The 13,451-nt window shown below is 68.9% G+C and carries 11 protein-coding genes; 8 read left to right on the forward strand and 3 right to left on the reverse strand.

All coding sequences use genetic code 11. The annotated features are described in order from the left end of the window. Nucleotides 1-17: 17 nt before the first annotated feature. A complete protein-coding gene (locus VEW47_07450) occupies nt 18-1,091 on the reverse strand; it encodes a hypothetical protein (protein HYS05013.1) in 1,074 nt (357 codons plus the stop codon). A 262-nt stretch (nt 1,092-1,353) separates the two neighbouring features. On the opposite strand from VEW47_07450, the gene lpxC reads away from it, so the two are divergent. From lpxC to pyk, 8 genes are all read left to right on the forward strand, one after another. Further along, the gene (gene lpxC, locus VEW47_07455; GenBank protein HYS05014.1) at nt 1,354-2,289 is read left to right on the forward strand and encodes a UDP-3-O-acyl-N-acetylglucosamine deacetylase; all 936 of its coding nucleotides are present in this window, start codon (nt 1,354-1,356) and stop codon (nt 2,287-2,289) included. Between the two features lie 116 nt (nt 2,290-2,405). Beyond that, nucleotides 2,406-2,975, forward strand: a complete 570-nt coding sequence (locus VEW47_07460) for a DUF4390 domain-containing protein (protein HYS05015.1) — start codon at nt 2,406-2,408, stop codon at nt 2,973-2,975. Continuing rightward, nucleotides 2,959-5,190, forward strand: coding sequence for an ATP-binding protein (locus VEW47_07465; GenBank protein ID HYS05016.1), 2,232 nt, complete (start codon nt 2,959-2,961; stop codon nt 5,188-5,190). The genes VEW47_07460 and VEW47_07465 overlap by 17 nt, the downstream gene beginning before the upstream one ends. A gap of 25 nt (nt 5,191-5,215) precedes the next feature. Beyond that, complete coding sequence (locus VEW47_07470; GenBank protein ID HYS05017.1) at nt 5,216-6,583, forward strand: sigma-54 dependent transcriptional regulator; 1,368 nt, start codon at nt 5,216-5,218, stop codon at nt 6,581-6,583. A 78-nt stretch (nt 6,584-6,661) separates the two neighbouring features. Continuing rightward, nucleotides 6,662-7,069, forward strand: coding sequence for an Rrf2 family transcriptional regulator (locus VEW47_07475; GenBank protein HYS05018.1), 408 nt, complete (start codon nt 6,662-6,664; stop codon nt 7,067-7,069). A gap of 101 nt (nt 7,070-7,170) precedes the next feature. Beyond that, nucleotides 7,171-8,031, forward strand: a complete 861-nt coding sequence (locus VEW47_07480; GenBank protein HYS05019.1) for a PHP-associated domain-containing protein — start codon at nt 7,171-7,173, stop codon at nt 8,029-8,031. A gap of 95 nt (nt 8,032-8,126) precedes the next feature. Continuing rightward, a complete protein-coding gene (locus tag VEW47_07485; GenBank protein HYS05020.1) occupies nt 8,127-10,184 on the forward strand; it encodes a radical SAM protein in 2,058 nt (685 codons plus the stop codon). A 28-nt stretch (nt 10,185-10,212) separates the two neighbouring features. Beyond that, a complete protein-coding gene (pyk, locus tag VEW47_07490) occupies nt 10,213-11,637 on the forward strand; it encodes a pyruvate kinase (protein ID HYS05021.1) in 1,425 nt (474 codons plus the stop codon). Between the two features lie 7 nt (nt 11,638-11,644). Here the strand turns inward: pyk and pheA are convergent, their stop codons facing one another. Together pheA and ftcD are read right to left on the reverse strand one after the other, a co-directional pair. Beyond that, a complete protein-coding gene (gene pheA / locus VEW47_07495) occupies nt 11,645-12,490 on the reverse strand; it encodes a prephenate dehydratase (protein HYS05022.1) in 846 nt (281 codons plus the stop codon). Continuing rightward, on the reverse strand, nt 12,487-13,449 hold the full coding sequence (gene ftcD, locus VEW47_07500; GenBank protein ID HYS05023.1) for a glutamate formimidoyltransferase: 963 nt from the start codon (nt 13,447-13,449) through the stop codon (nt 12,487-12,489). The genes pheA and ftcD overlap by 4 nt, the downstream gene beginning before the upstream one ends. Nucleotides 13,450-13,451: the final 2 nt, after the last annotated feature.

Genomic DNA, 13,451 nt, shown 5'->3' on the forward strand with positions numbered 1-13,451 from the left:
TCGAAACGCACGCGCCGTCAGTTCCCGAGCAGTCCCCGATCCCCCTGGGCGAGGGTGCGCACGAGCTCCTGGCTGAAATAGTCGTTCTGCCCCGTGACCAGCGCCGGGAACCGGACCTGGAACGCCTGTCGACTGCGATCGATCTCCTTGCGCAGGCGGGTGTACAGGTCGCGATGCTTGCGCCCCTGGATGACCGCGGCCTCGTTGTAGAGCAGCAGCTCCGAGATCAGGAGGTGGGCGAAGCGACGCGCGTCGGCCAGCCGGCGGCGCTCCTCGTCGCTCTGCCCGTCGTCGGCGGACGGGGACCTGGGATGGCCTCCGAGATCGGCCAGTATCGCCTGCATCTCCGCCTCCTCCGGGGGCGTCACGGTGCCGCCCGGCGCGTGCGCGGCAGCATGCGGAGCGGCCCCCGGGGCGCCGGCCGCGACATCGGCGCGTGCCCTGCGCTGGGGCCCCGCCAGGCGCTCCATCGCCATCGCGGCGACCCGGGCCAGGATCTCGAAGGCGAGGGGGTCGCCCCCTTCCGTCGCTCCGCCGGTGTCGCCGTAAAGGATCGCCACGGGGCGGCCGCGAACCTGGACGGGTACCGCGCACGCATCGGCCGGCTGAATTCCGCCGAGGGCGGCCCGGACCTCCTCGCCGACCGACTGGGCCGAGGCGCGCACGGCCGCGCGTCCGGACGCGGCGCGCGCCAGGATGTGGTGCCCGGCGGCGCTGAGCGTCACGCGCGAGACGTTCTCGCTCTTGAATCCCCCCTCGCCGAGAAAGCCGAGGCCCGCCCAGCCGGAGAGCGTCGATCCCTTCACGATGAACAGCGCGGTCCGCGGATAGATCGCCGCGGCGGCATCCAGGAGCGCCGAGAGAATCTCGCGCTGTGACTCGTGTCGCGCGATCGAGTCGACGGCGTCCCGTATCACGTGAAGCTGCGCCGCACCCGAGGCCGCCCCCCATTCCCCCGGTGTGAGGGGGAATCGCATCGGCTCCGAGGCGGCCGAGAGCGCGTCTTCGAACGCCTGCCGCAGCCGCTCGACCCGCTCGCGCACGTGCCGGTTGGCTTCCGCCTCGACCCTGTCCTTCAGATGACCACCCATGCCGCCCCCCCCTCTGGATGCCGCGTGCGGTTAGATATCACAGCGGATCGACGCAGTCAAACGACTTCCGGGTGGCAGCATCGCCACACATCGGTGTGGCTGCCTTGCGACTCGGGCCACCGACGGTTCCCGAAGCCTCTCGGGGTCATATTCGTAACATATTGTCACATATTGACTTATAGGTTTACACATGGAACAGAGATGCTTGGCATATGGGCTGCAATGGAGGAGGCTCGACGTTCGTCGACAGTTGGGAGGGGGAATGGCGCAGAAGCAGAGAACTCTGGCCCGGCCGATGGAAGTGGAAGGGGTCGGGCTGCACTCCGGCAGACGCGTCCGGCTGCGCGTGCTCCCGGCGGAGGCTGACTCCGGAATCGTCTTCCTCCGCACGGACGAAGGGAACGCCGCAATCCCCGCCACGCACCGTCTTTTGAATGACGGCAATCTCTCGACGACGCTGTCCCGCGGGGCGCTTGCCGTCGCGACGGTCGAGCATCTTCTCTCGGCCCTGCAGGGGCTCTCGATCGACAACGTGCGGATCGAGCTGGATGGTCCCGAAGTGCCGATCCTCGACGGAAGCGCCCTGCCTTTCGTCACGCTGATTCGCGAGTCCGGTGTCCGCGCGCTCGGCAAGCCCCGCCGGTTCCTGACCCTGACCCGGCCGGTGCGTGTCAAGGCGGGGGAGAAGGAGATCCTGGCTCTGCCGGACAACGTCTTCCAGGCGACCTACGCGATCGATTTCCCGCACACCGCGATCGGCTCCCAGACCGTGACGACCGAGGTGAGCGAGCACACCTACGCCGACGCGATCGCCCCCGCGCGCACGTTCTGCCTGCTGCGCGACGTCGAGGCGATGCGCAGCTCCGGCCTGGCGCTGGGGGGATCGCTCGACAACGCTCTCGTGGTCGGCGACGACGGCGTCCTGAACGGCTCGCTGCGCTTCCCCGACGAGTTCGCCCGTCACAAGGTCCTCGATCTGGTCGGCGACTTGGCGCTCCTCGGGGCGCCGATCCGCGCCCACGTGATCGCCTTCAAGGGCGGTCATCGGCTCCACGCCGCCCTGGTCGCCAAGATCATGTCCACGCGATCGGCCTGGTCTCTCGGCACCTCGGAGGACCGGCTGCCGGCCGCGCACCTGGCGGAGTTCGCGCACCTCAAGGACAGCCTGCTGCCGCATCCGGTCGGCCTGGCCGGGTAGAGACGCCGCCGCCGGCCCTTGTCACCCCGTTCCCTCTCCGATAGACTGGCCGCGTCCGGGCCCCGAAGACCGCACGCCTGAAGCGCTCGGTCGGGGGATACCGGCCCGAGCGAGCGATGAAGGCCAGCCTGCCTGCCCTCACCTTCTGGCTGATCTCCGGCCTGACTGCCGCTCCCGCGATCGGCAGCCCGGTCCTCACCCATCTCACTGCAGAAAGCGACGGTGACGCCTACAAGGCCTCCTGCCGCCTCGAGGGCGGCCTGACACCGGGCGTGCAAGAGGAGATCGCCGCGGGGCTCGCGACCACGATCGAGTACCGACTGCACCTCTACCGGCGCCGTCCGGCATTCTTCGATCAGCTCATCGTGAAGCGCCGCGTCCAGTGCACCGTGCGCTACGACACGCTGACGCAACAATACACCCTGACCCGGCGCATCGACGACGACCTGCAGGAGACGAAGGTCACCGACGATCCGGCCGCGATGCGCGAGTTCATGACGTCGCTCCAGGCGGTGCCGCTGGTGAAGACCGGAACGCTGAAGGCGGGCGAGGACTATTACCTGAAGGCGAAGTCGACTCTCGGCCTCGTCTGGCGCTTCTACGTGATCCCGTGGCCGATGGACACCGACTGGGAGCGCGTCGCGATCGTGGCGGGGGGAGCGAAGAGCCTTGGCACCCAACCCTGACAGGCGGGAGACGCCGGCCTCGCGCATACGGGTCGACCGACTCGTGTGGACGAGCGTGCTGGCGCTCCTCGTGGTGTTCGTGGGCGGCTACGCCCTTCTGAGCAAGGCGACCAGCTTCTCCTGGGTGTACATCACCAACAAGGTCCTCCTGTGGTCGCTCCTGCTGATCAACATCCTCCTGATTCTGACGCTCCTGACGCTCCTGATGAGAAATCTCATCAAGGTGCTCGTGGAGCGACGTCGCGGGATCCTCGGCTCGCGCTTCCGCACCAAGCTCGTGTTCTCCCTTCTCCTCCTGTGGCTTGTGCCCTCGATGATCATCTTCTGGGCCGCGCTGCACCTCATCCAGAGGAGCGTCGACCGCTGGTTCAACGAGCCGATGGACCGTCTCACCGACGCCTCGCAGCAGATCGTCGAGACGTATTACGGCGAGGCCAAGACGCGGGGAGCCTCGTTCGCCCGCGAGGTGGCCCGGCGGCTGGAGGAGACGGGGGCCGCCCATCCCTCGGCGCGGGGCTCGGTGCACGAAGCGCTCGGCGGCCTCCTGCGCGAGTACCACCTCGACCTGGTGGCGCTCGACACGGGGCGCGATCCGCCCTACGTCGTGCTCGACCCTCACGTGCCGGCCACCGGCGATCTCCAGGAGATTCCCGCCAACCTGCGCCAGGGCGCCCTGCGGGGGGAGCCGTTCATCTGGATGTCCGACTACCGGGGCGGCATGCTGATCCGATGCGGCCATCCGGTGCGCGACCCGCCCGGGGGAGAGCCGCGCGCCGTGGCGATCGTCGGCATCTACGTGCCGCGGGACCTGCAGCGCCTCGCGTCGTACGTGTCGCGCAGCAACGAAGACTATCGACAAATCCGCGCCCAGAAGGTCGTCATCAAGAGGGTGTACGTGCTGGTGTTCGCCCTCATCACCCTCGTCGTGCTCTTCTCGGTGACCTGGATCGGGCTGTACCTGGCGCGGCGGATCACCGAGCCGATCCAGACGCTTTTGCAGGGAACGCGCGAGATCTCCTCAGGCAACCTGGATTACCGCGTCGAGGTCGACGCCGGGGACGAGCTCGGGATCCTGGTGGAGTCGTTCAACCGCATGACCTCGGAGCTCAGGGCCGGCAAGGAGACCATCGAGAAGCGCAACCTCGAGCTGTCGGCCAGCAACCGCGAGCTGGTGGAGCGCAGGCGCTACATCGAGACGCTGCTCAACAGCGTCACCGTGGGCGTCGTGTCGTGCGATCGAGACGGGCGCGTCACCACGCTGAACCAGGCGGCGCTCCGGCTGCTCGAGCTCGAGCGGGGGCCCGAGCCGGTCGGTCGTCCGCTGCCCGCGCTCCTGCCGCCGGAGGGTCGGGAGGCGATCGAACACCTGATCCGCGAGGTGTTCTCCTCGCGCGGCGAGTCGGCGGCCCTCGGGCTCGAGCTGTCGATCGGAGGCAGGACCTGTACCATCGCGGCCAGCGCCACATCGCTCCGGGACGAGACCGGGGATCCCCTCGGGGCCATCCTGGTCCTGGAGGACCTCACCGACCTGATGCGGGCGCAGAAGATCGCCGCCTGGCGGGAGGTGGCCCGGCGGCTGGCGCACGAGATCAAGAACCCGCTCACGCCGATCCAGCTGTCGGCGGAGCGCATCCGCAAGAAATACGCCGAGAAGGCGCGCGATCTCGACGACATCGTGGACGAGGGGACGGCGGCGATCGTGCGCGAGGTCGCGACTCTCAAGAATCTGGTGGACGAGTTCACGCGCTTCGCCCGTCTGCCGGCTCCGAACCGCGTGGCCACGAGCCTCGAGGACGTCATTTCCGCATCGCTGTCGCTTTATAACGGCGTGCATTCGAGGGTGACGATCCAGCCGGTGTGCGACGCGGGGCTGCCCCGGGTCCTGCTCGATCCCGACCAGATGAAGCGCGTCCTGGTCAACCTCCTCGACAATGCCGTGGAGGCGATGGGAGGACAGGGGACGGTCACGATCGAGGCGCGCCGGGACCCTTCCGGCACCGTGCGCCTGGAGGTCGCGGACGACGGCCCCGGGATCCGGGAGGAGGACCGCGACCGGCTGTTCCTGCCCTATTTCTCGACCAAGAAGAAGGGGACGGGGCTCGGCCTCGCCATCGTCCACCGCATCGTCTCCGACCACCACGGACGCATCCACGTCGAGCACAACAAGCCGCGCGGGGCGCGCTTCGTCATCGAGCTGCCGGCCCCGGCGGCCTAGGCTGCCCCCTGCTACAATAGGCCGCGTGGCGAAAGAGCGTGTTCTCATCGTCGACGACGAAGAGGGAGTGCGGAATTCCCTGCGCAACATCCTCAAGGATGAAGGATACGCCGTCGAGGTGGCCGAGTCGGGGGAGCGCTGTCTGGAGATGGTCCGGAGCGCCCCCTATCACGCGATCTTCCTCGACGTGTGGCTCAAGGGACGCGACGGTCTCTCGATCCTCGAGGACGTCATCAACCAGCCGTACCCGCCGCGCGTCATCATGATTTCGGGACACGCCGACGTCCCGCTGGCCCACAAGGCCGGGCGCCTGGGCGCCTACGATTTCATCGAGAAGCCGCTGTCGCTGGAGAAGGTGGCGCTCACCCTGCGCAACGCCATCGGCGACAAGAAGAAGGACGAGCGCATCCATCAGCTGCGCGAGCAGCTGGACGAGGGCATCACGCTCATCGGCGACAGCGGTCCGATCCGCGAGCTGCGGCGCCAGATCGAGGTCACGGCGCCCACGAACGGACGCGTGCTGATCTTCGGGGAGAACGGCACCGGCAAGGAGCTGGTGGCCCGCGCGATCCACGCCCTGTCGGCGCGCAGGGAAGAGCCCTTCGTCGAGATGAACTGCGCCGCCATCCCGGAGGAGCTGATCGAGAGCGAGCTCTTCGGCCACGTCAAGGGGTCGTTCACAGGAGCCGGCGACAGCAAGCCGGGGCGATTCGTCCTCGCCGACGGCGGCACGCTCTTCCTGGACGAGATCGGGGACATGTCGCTGCGCACGCAGGCCAAGGTGCTGCGCGTCCTTCAGGAGCAGGCCTTCGAGCCGGTCGGGGGATCGACCCTCCGTGTCGACGTGCGCGTCATCGCCGCCACGAACAAGGACCTGAAGGCGGAGATCGCCGCCGCGCGGTTTCGCGAGGACCTGTACTTCCGGCTGAACGTCGTGCCCCTGCGCGTGCCGCCGCTGCGCGAGCGGGCGGAGGACATCCCGGCCCTGGCGCGCCATTTCGTGGAGCAATTCTCCCGCGCCTACGGCCGCGTGAGGACGCTGGGGCCGGAGTCCCTGGCCGCCCTGCAGGCCTACCGCTGGCCGGGCAACGTGCGCGAGCTGAAGAACGTCATCGAGCGGATGGTGATCCTCACGCCGAGCGAGGAGATTGGGCGGGACCAGGTGCGGCGGACGATCGGGCCGGGGTCCGATTCGCAGCCGGCCGCCGACCCGTTCGAAGGATTCACCTCCCTGCGCGAGGGGCGGGAGAGCTTCGAGCGGCAGTTCATCCTGAAAAAGCTCGATGAGGCGGGCGGAAACGTCGTCCGGGCGGCCGAGCTTCTGGGGCTGGAGCGCAGCAATCTGTACCGCAAGATGAGGGCGTACGGGATCAGGGGTGGAGAGGCCCCGTGATATTTCTTCATTCGGCTTGACAACTCCTTATTCGTCTGTTAGTAAGATAGGGTCGGTCAAGCGTCCAACGGGGGATACGTGCAGCTGACCAAGGGCGTCGAGTACGGCATCGAAGGGATCCTGTACCTGGCGCGGCGGGACGATGGACACCCGGCGTTGATCCGAGAGATCTCGCGCGCCACGTCCATCCCGGAGACGTTCTTGTCGAAGATTTTCCAGAGGCTGGCGAGCAAGGGTCTCATCAGGTCGCGCCGCGGTTTCCGGGGCGGCTTCCGGCTGGCCCGCCCGGCCGGGCGGATCACGCTGCGCGAGATCGTCGAGGCGCTGCAGGGTCCGATCGAGTTCCACCGCTGCCTGGATCATCTCAGGGAGCGCGGGCGTCGCCACCGTTGTCATGTCCGAAGGGTGTTCCGGAAAGTCCAGAGGAAGGTCGCCTCCATCCTGGAGCAGACCACCCTGGAGGACATCCTGCAGGCGACTCTATAACTCCGCAGGAGGGCGCTCCATTGCGGTCTTTCGGACCAACCGGGTCTGATTCGTCCCGTACCGTCGCCGGCGAGGCGGCGCTGTGCCGTGCCGACCTCCACGTGCACACGCTTCACTCCGGGACGGGTCACCTGCGGATGCCGCGGCTGCGCCGGGGCCTGCCCGATCCGGGACTCGTGTACCGGGCCGCCCGTGCCCGCGGCATGGACTTCGTAACCTTCACCGATCTCGACACGATCGACGGCTGCCTGTCGTTCCTGGACCGCCATCCGGACGCCGGCGATTTCTTCGTTTCGGAGGAGGTTCGGGCGGTCGAGCCGCGCACGCGCGCCGTCGTGAGCGTCCTGGTCTACGACCTGACCGAAGCGCAGCACAGGGACCTTCGGGCGCTCCGGGGTGACGTTCGCGACGTCGCCTCCTACGTGCAGAGCGCGGGCCTCCTGGCGTCCCTCGGGTCGGTCCTGGAGGTCCTCGAGGCGGGAGGATCGGAAGGGACCGTGCGGGATCTCATCCGTCTGTTCGACTGCTTCGAAATCAGGAACGGCGCGGAGGACCGGACGTGCAACGAGCTGATGTCGCGCCTGGTGCAGGAGACCACCGCGGGTCGCGGCTTCGGCGTGACGGCCGGCAGCAACGCCCACACGTCCGGGCGGGTGGGACGCACCTCGACGGTCGCGCGGGCCCGCGACCGGGCCGGATTCCTCGAGGCGGTGCGCCGGCGCCGGACCTGGGCGGCGGGGAGCCACGGGGATGTCTGGGGCTCATTCGCCGAGGTGCTGGGGAGGGCTCCTCTGCACCTCTCCGCGGCCCCGCTCCTCGGCCACGCCGTGCGGCGCGCGCGCAGGAACGCGGGCGCCCGGCGGGCGAGACGACGGCTCGATACCATCGATGTGGAAAAATTCCAGCAGAAGGCACGATCGTTCCAGATCACGGGCCCGCGTAGTGAACCCGGGACCCGATGAGGCGCGCTGAACCGTCCGTGGGAGTCGGTACATCCAACTGGGGCGCCCATGAACCTCGACACACAACCGACCGATGTTTCTAGAGAGGAGCGCACATGAGCCAGGCTGTGGCCCGGATCGATGAGAGGACCGAAGTCGGGTTGGAAGCGCGCCCGGTTCCCCCGGCGCCCCGACCGGCGGCGGCGCCTCAGGCGCCGGCCCCGAAGCGGGGAGCGACGCGCTATCTCCGCCCGCACGTCGTAGCGGGCTCGCTGCTCAAGGCGGCGGCCCACTTGACCTGGCACGCTTTCCAGGCGGTGAACACGCGCCTGCCCTACGGCGTGAAGCAGCCGAAGTGGGCTCCCGCGCCGCTGATGAAGAGCAAGGACCGGACGTTCCCGCAGCTGGGCTTTCCCAGGGAGACCGACTCGCTGTGCCCCCAGTGCGTCAAGGACGTGCGCGAGAGCATCGTCCAGGGGGAGAGCGACTGGCGCGTCCTCATCGACGGCAAGCCGGGGGAGATCAAGGCGAAGATCGTCGAGCGCGGCAACCAGATCTGGATGGAGAAGGACTGCCCTCGCCACGGCCACTTCGAGGATCTCATGGCCATGGATGCCGACTTCCTGCGGCGCATGGAGCGGCTGTACCCGGGTCGGGACTTCCGCATGGCGCCCGATCCGTTCCACAACCACGGCTCCTCCACCATCAAGTATGGCCGCGGCGCGGTCCTGACCGTCGACCTGACGAACCGCTGCAACATGATGTGCAACCCCTGCTTCATGGACGCCAACCAGGTCGGGTACGTGCACGAGCTGACGTGGGACGACGTCCGCCAGATCCTCGACAACTCGATCAACGTGAAGCCGCACCGGCAGATGTCGGTGCAGTTCTCGGGCGGCGAGCCGACCCTGTCGCCGTATTTCCTCGACGCGGTCGCCTACTCGCGCAAGGTCGGCTACAACAGCGTGCAGGCGGCGACCAACGGCATCCGGTTCGCGCAGGACCTCGACTTCGCGAAGCGCGCCAAGGCGGCCGGGCTGCGGCTGGTCTACCTCCAGTTCGACGGAGTCACGAACGAGGCCAACAACCACCGCGGCGTCGGCAACCTGTTCGACGTCAAGAAGCGGGCCATCCAGAACCTGAAGGCGGCCGGCATCGACGTCACCCTGGTCACGACGATCGTCAACACCATCAACGATCAGCAGGTGGGGCCGATCATCCAGTTCGCCATCGACAACATCGACAAGATCAACGCCGTGTCGTTCCAGCCGGTGTCCTTCACCGGGCGGGACGAGGACATCGACGACGAGTCCCGCCGGAAGCAGCGCTACACCCTGTCGCACCTGGCGCACGACGTCAAGAAGCAGCTCGGCATCACCGAGCCGCTGCGCGACTGGTATCCGCTGTCGGCCTCCGGCCCCTTCTCGGACCTGCGCGACCAGCTCGAGGGGGCCGACGCGGAATGGGGCTCCCTGAAGTGCGGCTGCCACCCCAACTGCGGCGTCGGCACGATGCTCCTGGTCAACCAGACGAACAAGACCGCCGTGCCCTTCCCGCAGATCCTGGACACCGACCGGCTGCTCGTGGATCTCAAGACCATCAACGACACCTGCCGCGCGAAGCCGGTGACGGTCTTCCAGTTCGTGCTGTCGGTGCTGCGCAACGCGCGTTTCTCCGAGATGCCGGAGGGCATGAACCTCTGGGAGATGATGAAGATCATCGACGGCCACAACGGCGGCAAGCTCGGCCTGGCCGAGAAGTCCCGCTACAACTGGCGCATCATGATGGTCGCGGGGATGTGGTTCCAGGATCTGTTCAACTACGACTTCCGCCGCACGGAGATGTGCATCATCCCCTACGCGACGCAGGTGGGAGAGGTCTCGTTCTGCGCCTACAACACCGGCGTGGGCTGGCGGCAGATCGTCGAGAAGATGTTCTCCACCCACAGCACCGCCCAGTGGTTCAAGGAGAAGGGGCGCCATCCGATCTTCGCCGCGGGCAAGCACGTTCCGCTCGGGCCGTCGTCGGACAGCGCCCAGCCGCTGCCGGTCGTCTCCGAGATCCACGTCCAGGGGCGGGAGACTCCGGTCGTTCCCGCCGTCTCCCCGGCGGCCCTGCAGGGCTCATCCTCCGAAGGGACCGCCGCCTGCGGCACGGGGTGCGGCTGCCACTGAGGGCCGCCGCGTCCGGGCAGGCACCCGGATGAGACGCACCAAGATCATCGCCACGCTCGGTCCGGCCACGGCGACACCCACGGCCCTCACGGGGCTGCTGCGCGCCGGGGTCGATGTCGTGCGCCTCAACATGTCCCACGGGGACCACGCCGCCCACGCCCGGGCGATCGCGACGACCCGCCGCGCCGCGGCGGACCTGGGACGGCCGGTCGCCGTCCTGGCGGACCTGCAGGGATCCAAGGGGCGCGTCGGCTCGCTGGCCGGCGGCCGGCCGCTCGTCCTGCGGCGCGGTGACGTCGTCACGCTCACGCCCCGGAGGGTTCCCGGCCGCCCCGGGCTCATCCCGACCTCCCACCGCGGCCTCGCCCGCGACGTGCGGCGGGGCGATCCGATCCTGCTCGACGACGGCCGCATCGAGCTGATCGTCCTGCGCAGCCGCGGGCAGGACGTGGTCGTCCGCGTCTTAGCCGGCGGTCTCCTCCACGAGCACAAGGGGATGAACCTGCCCGGTACCGATCTCACCGGCGGCGCCCTCACCTCCAAGGACCGCGCCGACCTGGAATTCGCTCTGCGGCATGGGGTCGACTACCTGGCGCTGTCGTTCGTGCGCTCCGCCGGGGATGTGGAGCGCGTTCGGCGCCTGCTGGGACGGCGGGGGAGACGCGTGCCGCTCATCGCCAAGCTCGAGGTGCGCCGCGCCGTGGAGCGGCTCCCCGAGATCCTGCATGCGGCCGACGGCGTGATGGTGGCGCGCGGAGACCTCGGGGTCGAAGTGCCGCTCGAGCGGGTCCCGGTGCTGCAGAAGTGGATCCTGCAGGAGGCCAACCGCGCGGGTGTGATCGCCATCACGGCGACCCAGATGCTCGAGTCGATGGTCGAGCAGCCGCGCCCGACCCGCGCCGAGGCGTCGGACGTCGCGAACGCCATCTTCGACGGGACCGACGTGGTCATGCTGTCCGCCGAGACCGCCTCGGGAAAATTTCCCCTGCGGGCGGTTGCGGTGATGGATCGCATCATTCGCGAGGCCGAGAAGAGCGGGTTGCACTGGCCGGCGCGGAGCGCCGGGCCTCCCCCGGGGGCCGGTCTGGAGGTGCGCGCCGTGGCGCACGCGGCGGTCGACGCCGCCCGCGAGTGGGGGGCGCGCGCCATCGTGGTCTACACCCAGACCGGCGAGACCGCCCGCGTCCTGTCCAAGCTGAGGCCGCCCTGCCCGATCATGGCGCTCGCCCCCACGGAGCAGGCGCGGCGACGCATGGCCCTGTGGTGGGGTGTCCTGCCCCTGGCGATGCGCTTCTCGCGCAGCACCGACCGGATGCTCCGGGACGGCGAGCGTGCTCTCCTCGCCGCGCGCCTCTTGAAGAGGGGCGCCCGGGTCGTCGTGGTGTCGGGCACGTCGCCCCAGGCCGGCGCGACGAACCTCATGAAGCTGCACCGTCTCGGGGAAGGGCGCTGAGACGCGGTCAGAGGCGCGGTGTGCGCGCCCGCGGGTAGGAGCCGAGGACGCGCACGAAGTCGCACACCTCCTCGAGGTGCCGGAGCGCGTTCTTGACCCTCTCCTCGCGCGGCGACCCGTCCACATCCACGTGGAAGACATATTCCCAGGGGCGCCCGCGCATCGGGCGGGACTCGATCTTCAGGAGATTGATGTCGCGCAGGGCGAAGACACCCATGCAGCGGAACAGCGCGCCGGGGACATGCCGGGTGGCGAACAGGATCGAGGTCTTGTCCGGCGGTCCCAGCGGTCGTCCGTCACGCGACAGCAGGAAGAAGCGGGTGAAATTGGCCCGGTGGTCCTCGAGACCCCGCTTCAAGATGCGTGCTCCGTACAGGCGGGCCGCCAGCTCCGAGGCGATGGCCGCCCCGTCGCGCGCCCGCTCCTCGCGCAGCAGCCGCACGCTTCCGGCGGTGTCATACGTTGCGACGCGGACCAGGCGCGGGTTCCGGCGGAAGAACCGCTCGCACTGGGCGAGGGCCACCGGGTGCGAGTAGACGCGCCGCACGTCCCGGAACCTGACGCCCGGAAGGGCCACGAGCGCGTGGGTGACGCGGATGATCGCCTCCCCGGCGACCTTGAGCGGGGAGGCGAGGAGCAGGTCGTGCACCCTGTGGATCGAGCCGGCGATGGTATTCTCGACCGGCGCCAGGGCGAAGCGGCAGCGTCCCGTCTCCGCCGCCCGGAACAGCCCGTCGAACTCGGCGCAGGGCACGATCCGGGCGCCCGCGCCGAAGAGCGAGAGCACCGCCAGCTCCGAGAACGCCCCCCTCTCACCCTGGATGCCGACGCGGGGCGAGCCGGTCCGTTTCATCGCCCGTCTCCGCGCTCACGTGCCTCAGACTCCTCGAGCCGCCGCTCGAGGACCCTGGAGGGATCGAACTCCTCCAGCATGAGGGAATGACGCGCCGCCTGGAACAGCGCCTCCGCGGGGACGAGACCGACGATCTCGCTGCCGGCGATCCCGACGCTGTGGCGGGCGGCTTCCTCGCGAACCCTGTCGAAGACCACGTGCAGAGGTGTCCTGCGGAAGTCCGTCATGTTGATCGACACCTGGGCCAGGTTGCGGTCCTTCAGCAGGACGCCCATCGCCTTGACGCAGGGAAGACCGCCGTCCTTCTCGCGGATGAGCCGGGCAATCGATTTCGCAAGGTCCAGATCGGCGGACGCGAGATTGATGTTGTAGGCGATCAGGAACTCGCGTGCTCCGATGGCGACGCAGCCGGCGCTCGGGTGCACGCGGTCCGGCCCGAAATCCGGCTTCCACCGCGGGTCCTTGATCTTCTCGGGGAATCCCTCGAACCCGCCCTTGCGGATCTCGGCCAGGTTGCGCCTCGAGGGGGTGAGCGCCGCGTTCTCGTAGAGGTAGACCGGCAGGTCGTGACGTCTGGCTATCGCGTCGCCGAGATCGCGCGCCAGGAGGACGCAGTCCCGCATCGCGAGACCCCGGATCGGCACGAGTGGCAGGACGTCCACCGCCCCCATGCGCGGGTGGGCGCCGGTGTGGGCCCTCAGATCGATGCGCTCGATGCAGGCCGCGACCAGGGCGAGGCAGGCCGCGTGAATCGCCTCAGGGCTGCCCGCGAGGGTGAGGACGGAGCGGTTGTGATCGGAGTCGGACGAGAAGTCGAGGACCGACGCCGGTCCGCTCCGACGGACGGCGTCGAGGATGGCGTCGATGACCTCGCGCCGTCGCCCTTCGCTGAAATTGGGGACGCACTCGACGACGGGGGTGAGCGGGGCGCGCGGCCCCGGTCCGTCACCCGCTTCCATGC

It is taken from the genome of Candidatus Dormiibacterota bacterium (assembly GCA_035635555.1).
Taxonomy (GTDB): domain Bacteria; phylum Acidobacteriota; class Polarisedimenticolia; order Gp22-AA2; family Gp22-AA2; genus Gp22-AA3.

Excerpts from the sequence above, each read along its gene's own strand:
- pheA (HYS05022.1), bottom strand. The coding sequence starts at position 12,490 with ATGAAACGGACCGGCTCGCCCCGCGTCGGCATCCAGGGTGAGAGGGGG.
- VEW47_07485 (HYS05020.1), top strand. The coding sequence starts at position 8,127 with ATGAGCCAGGCTGTGGCCCGGATCGATGAGAGGACCGAAGTCGGGTTG.
- VEW47_07460 (HYS05015.1), top strand. The coding sequence starts at position 2,406 with ATGAAGGCCAGCCTGCCTGCCCTCACCTTCTGGCTGATCTCCGGCCTG.
- VEW47_07450 (HYS05013.1), bottom strand. The coding sequence starts at position 1,091 with ATGGGTGGTCATCTGAAGGACAGGGTCGAGGCGGAAGCCAACCGGCAC.
- pyk (HYS05021.1), top strand. The coding sequence starts at position 10,213 with ATGAGACGCACCAAGATCATCGCCACGCTCGGTCCGGCCACGGCGACA.
- ftcD (HYS05023.1), bottom strand. The coding sequence starts at position 13,449 with ATGGAAGCGGGTGACGGACCGGGGCCGCGCGCCCCGCTCACCCCCGTC.
- lpxC (HYS05014.1), top strand. The coding sequence starts at position 1,354 with ATGGCGCAGAAGCAGAGAACTCTGGCCCGGCCGATGGAAGTGGAAGGG.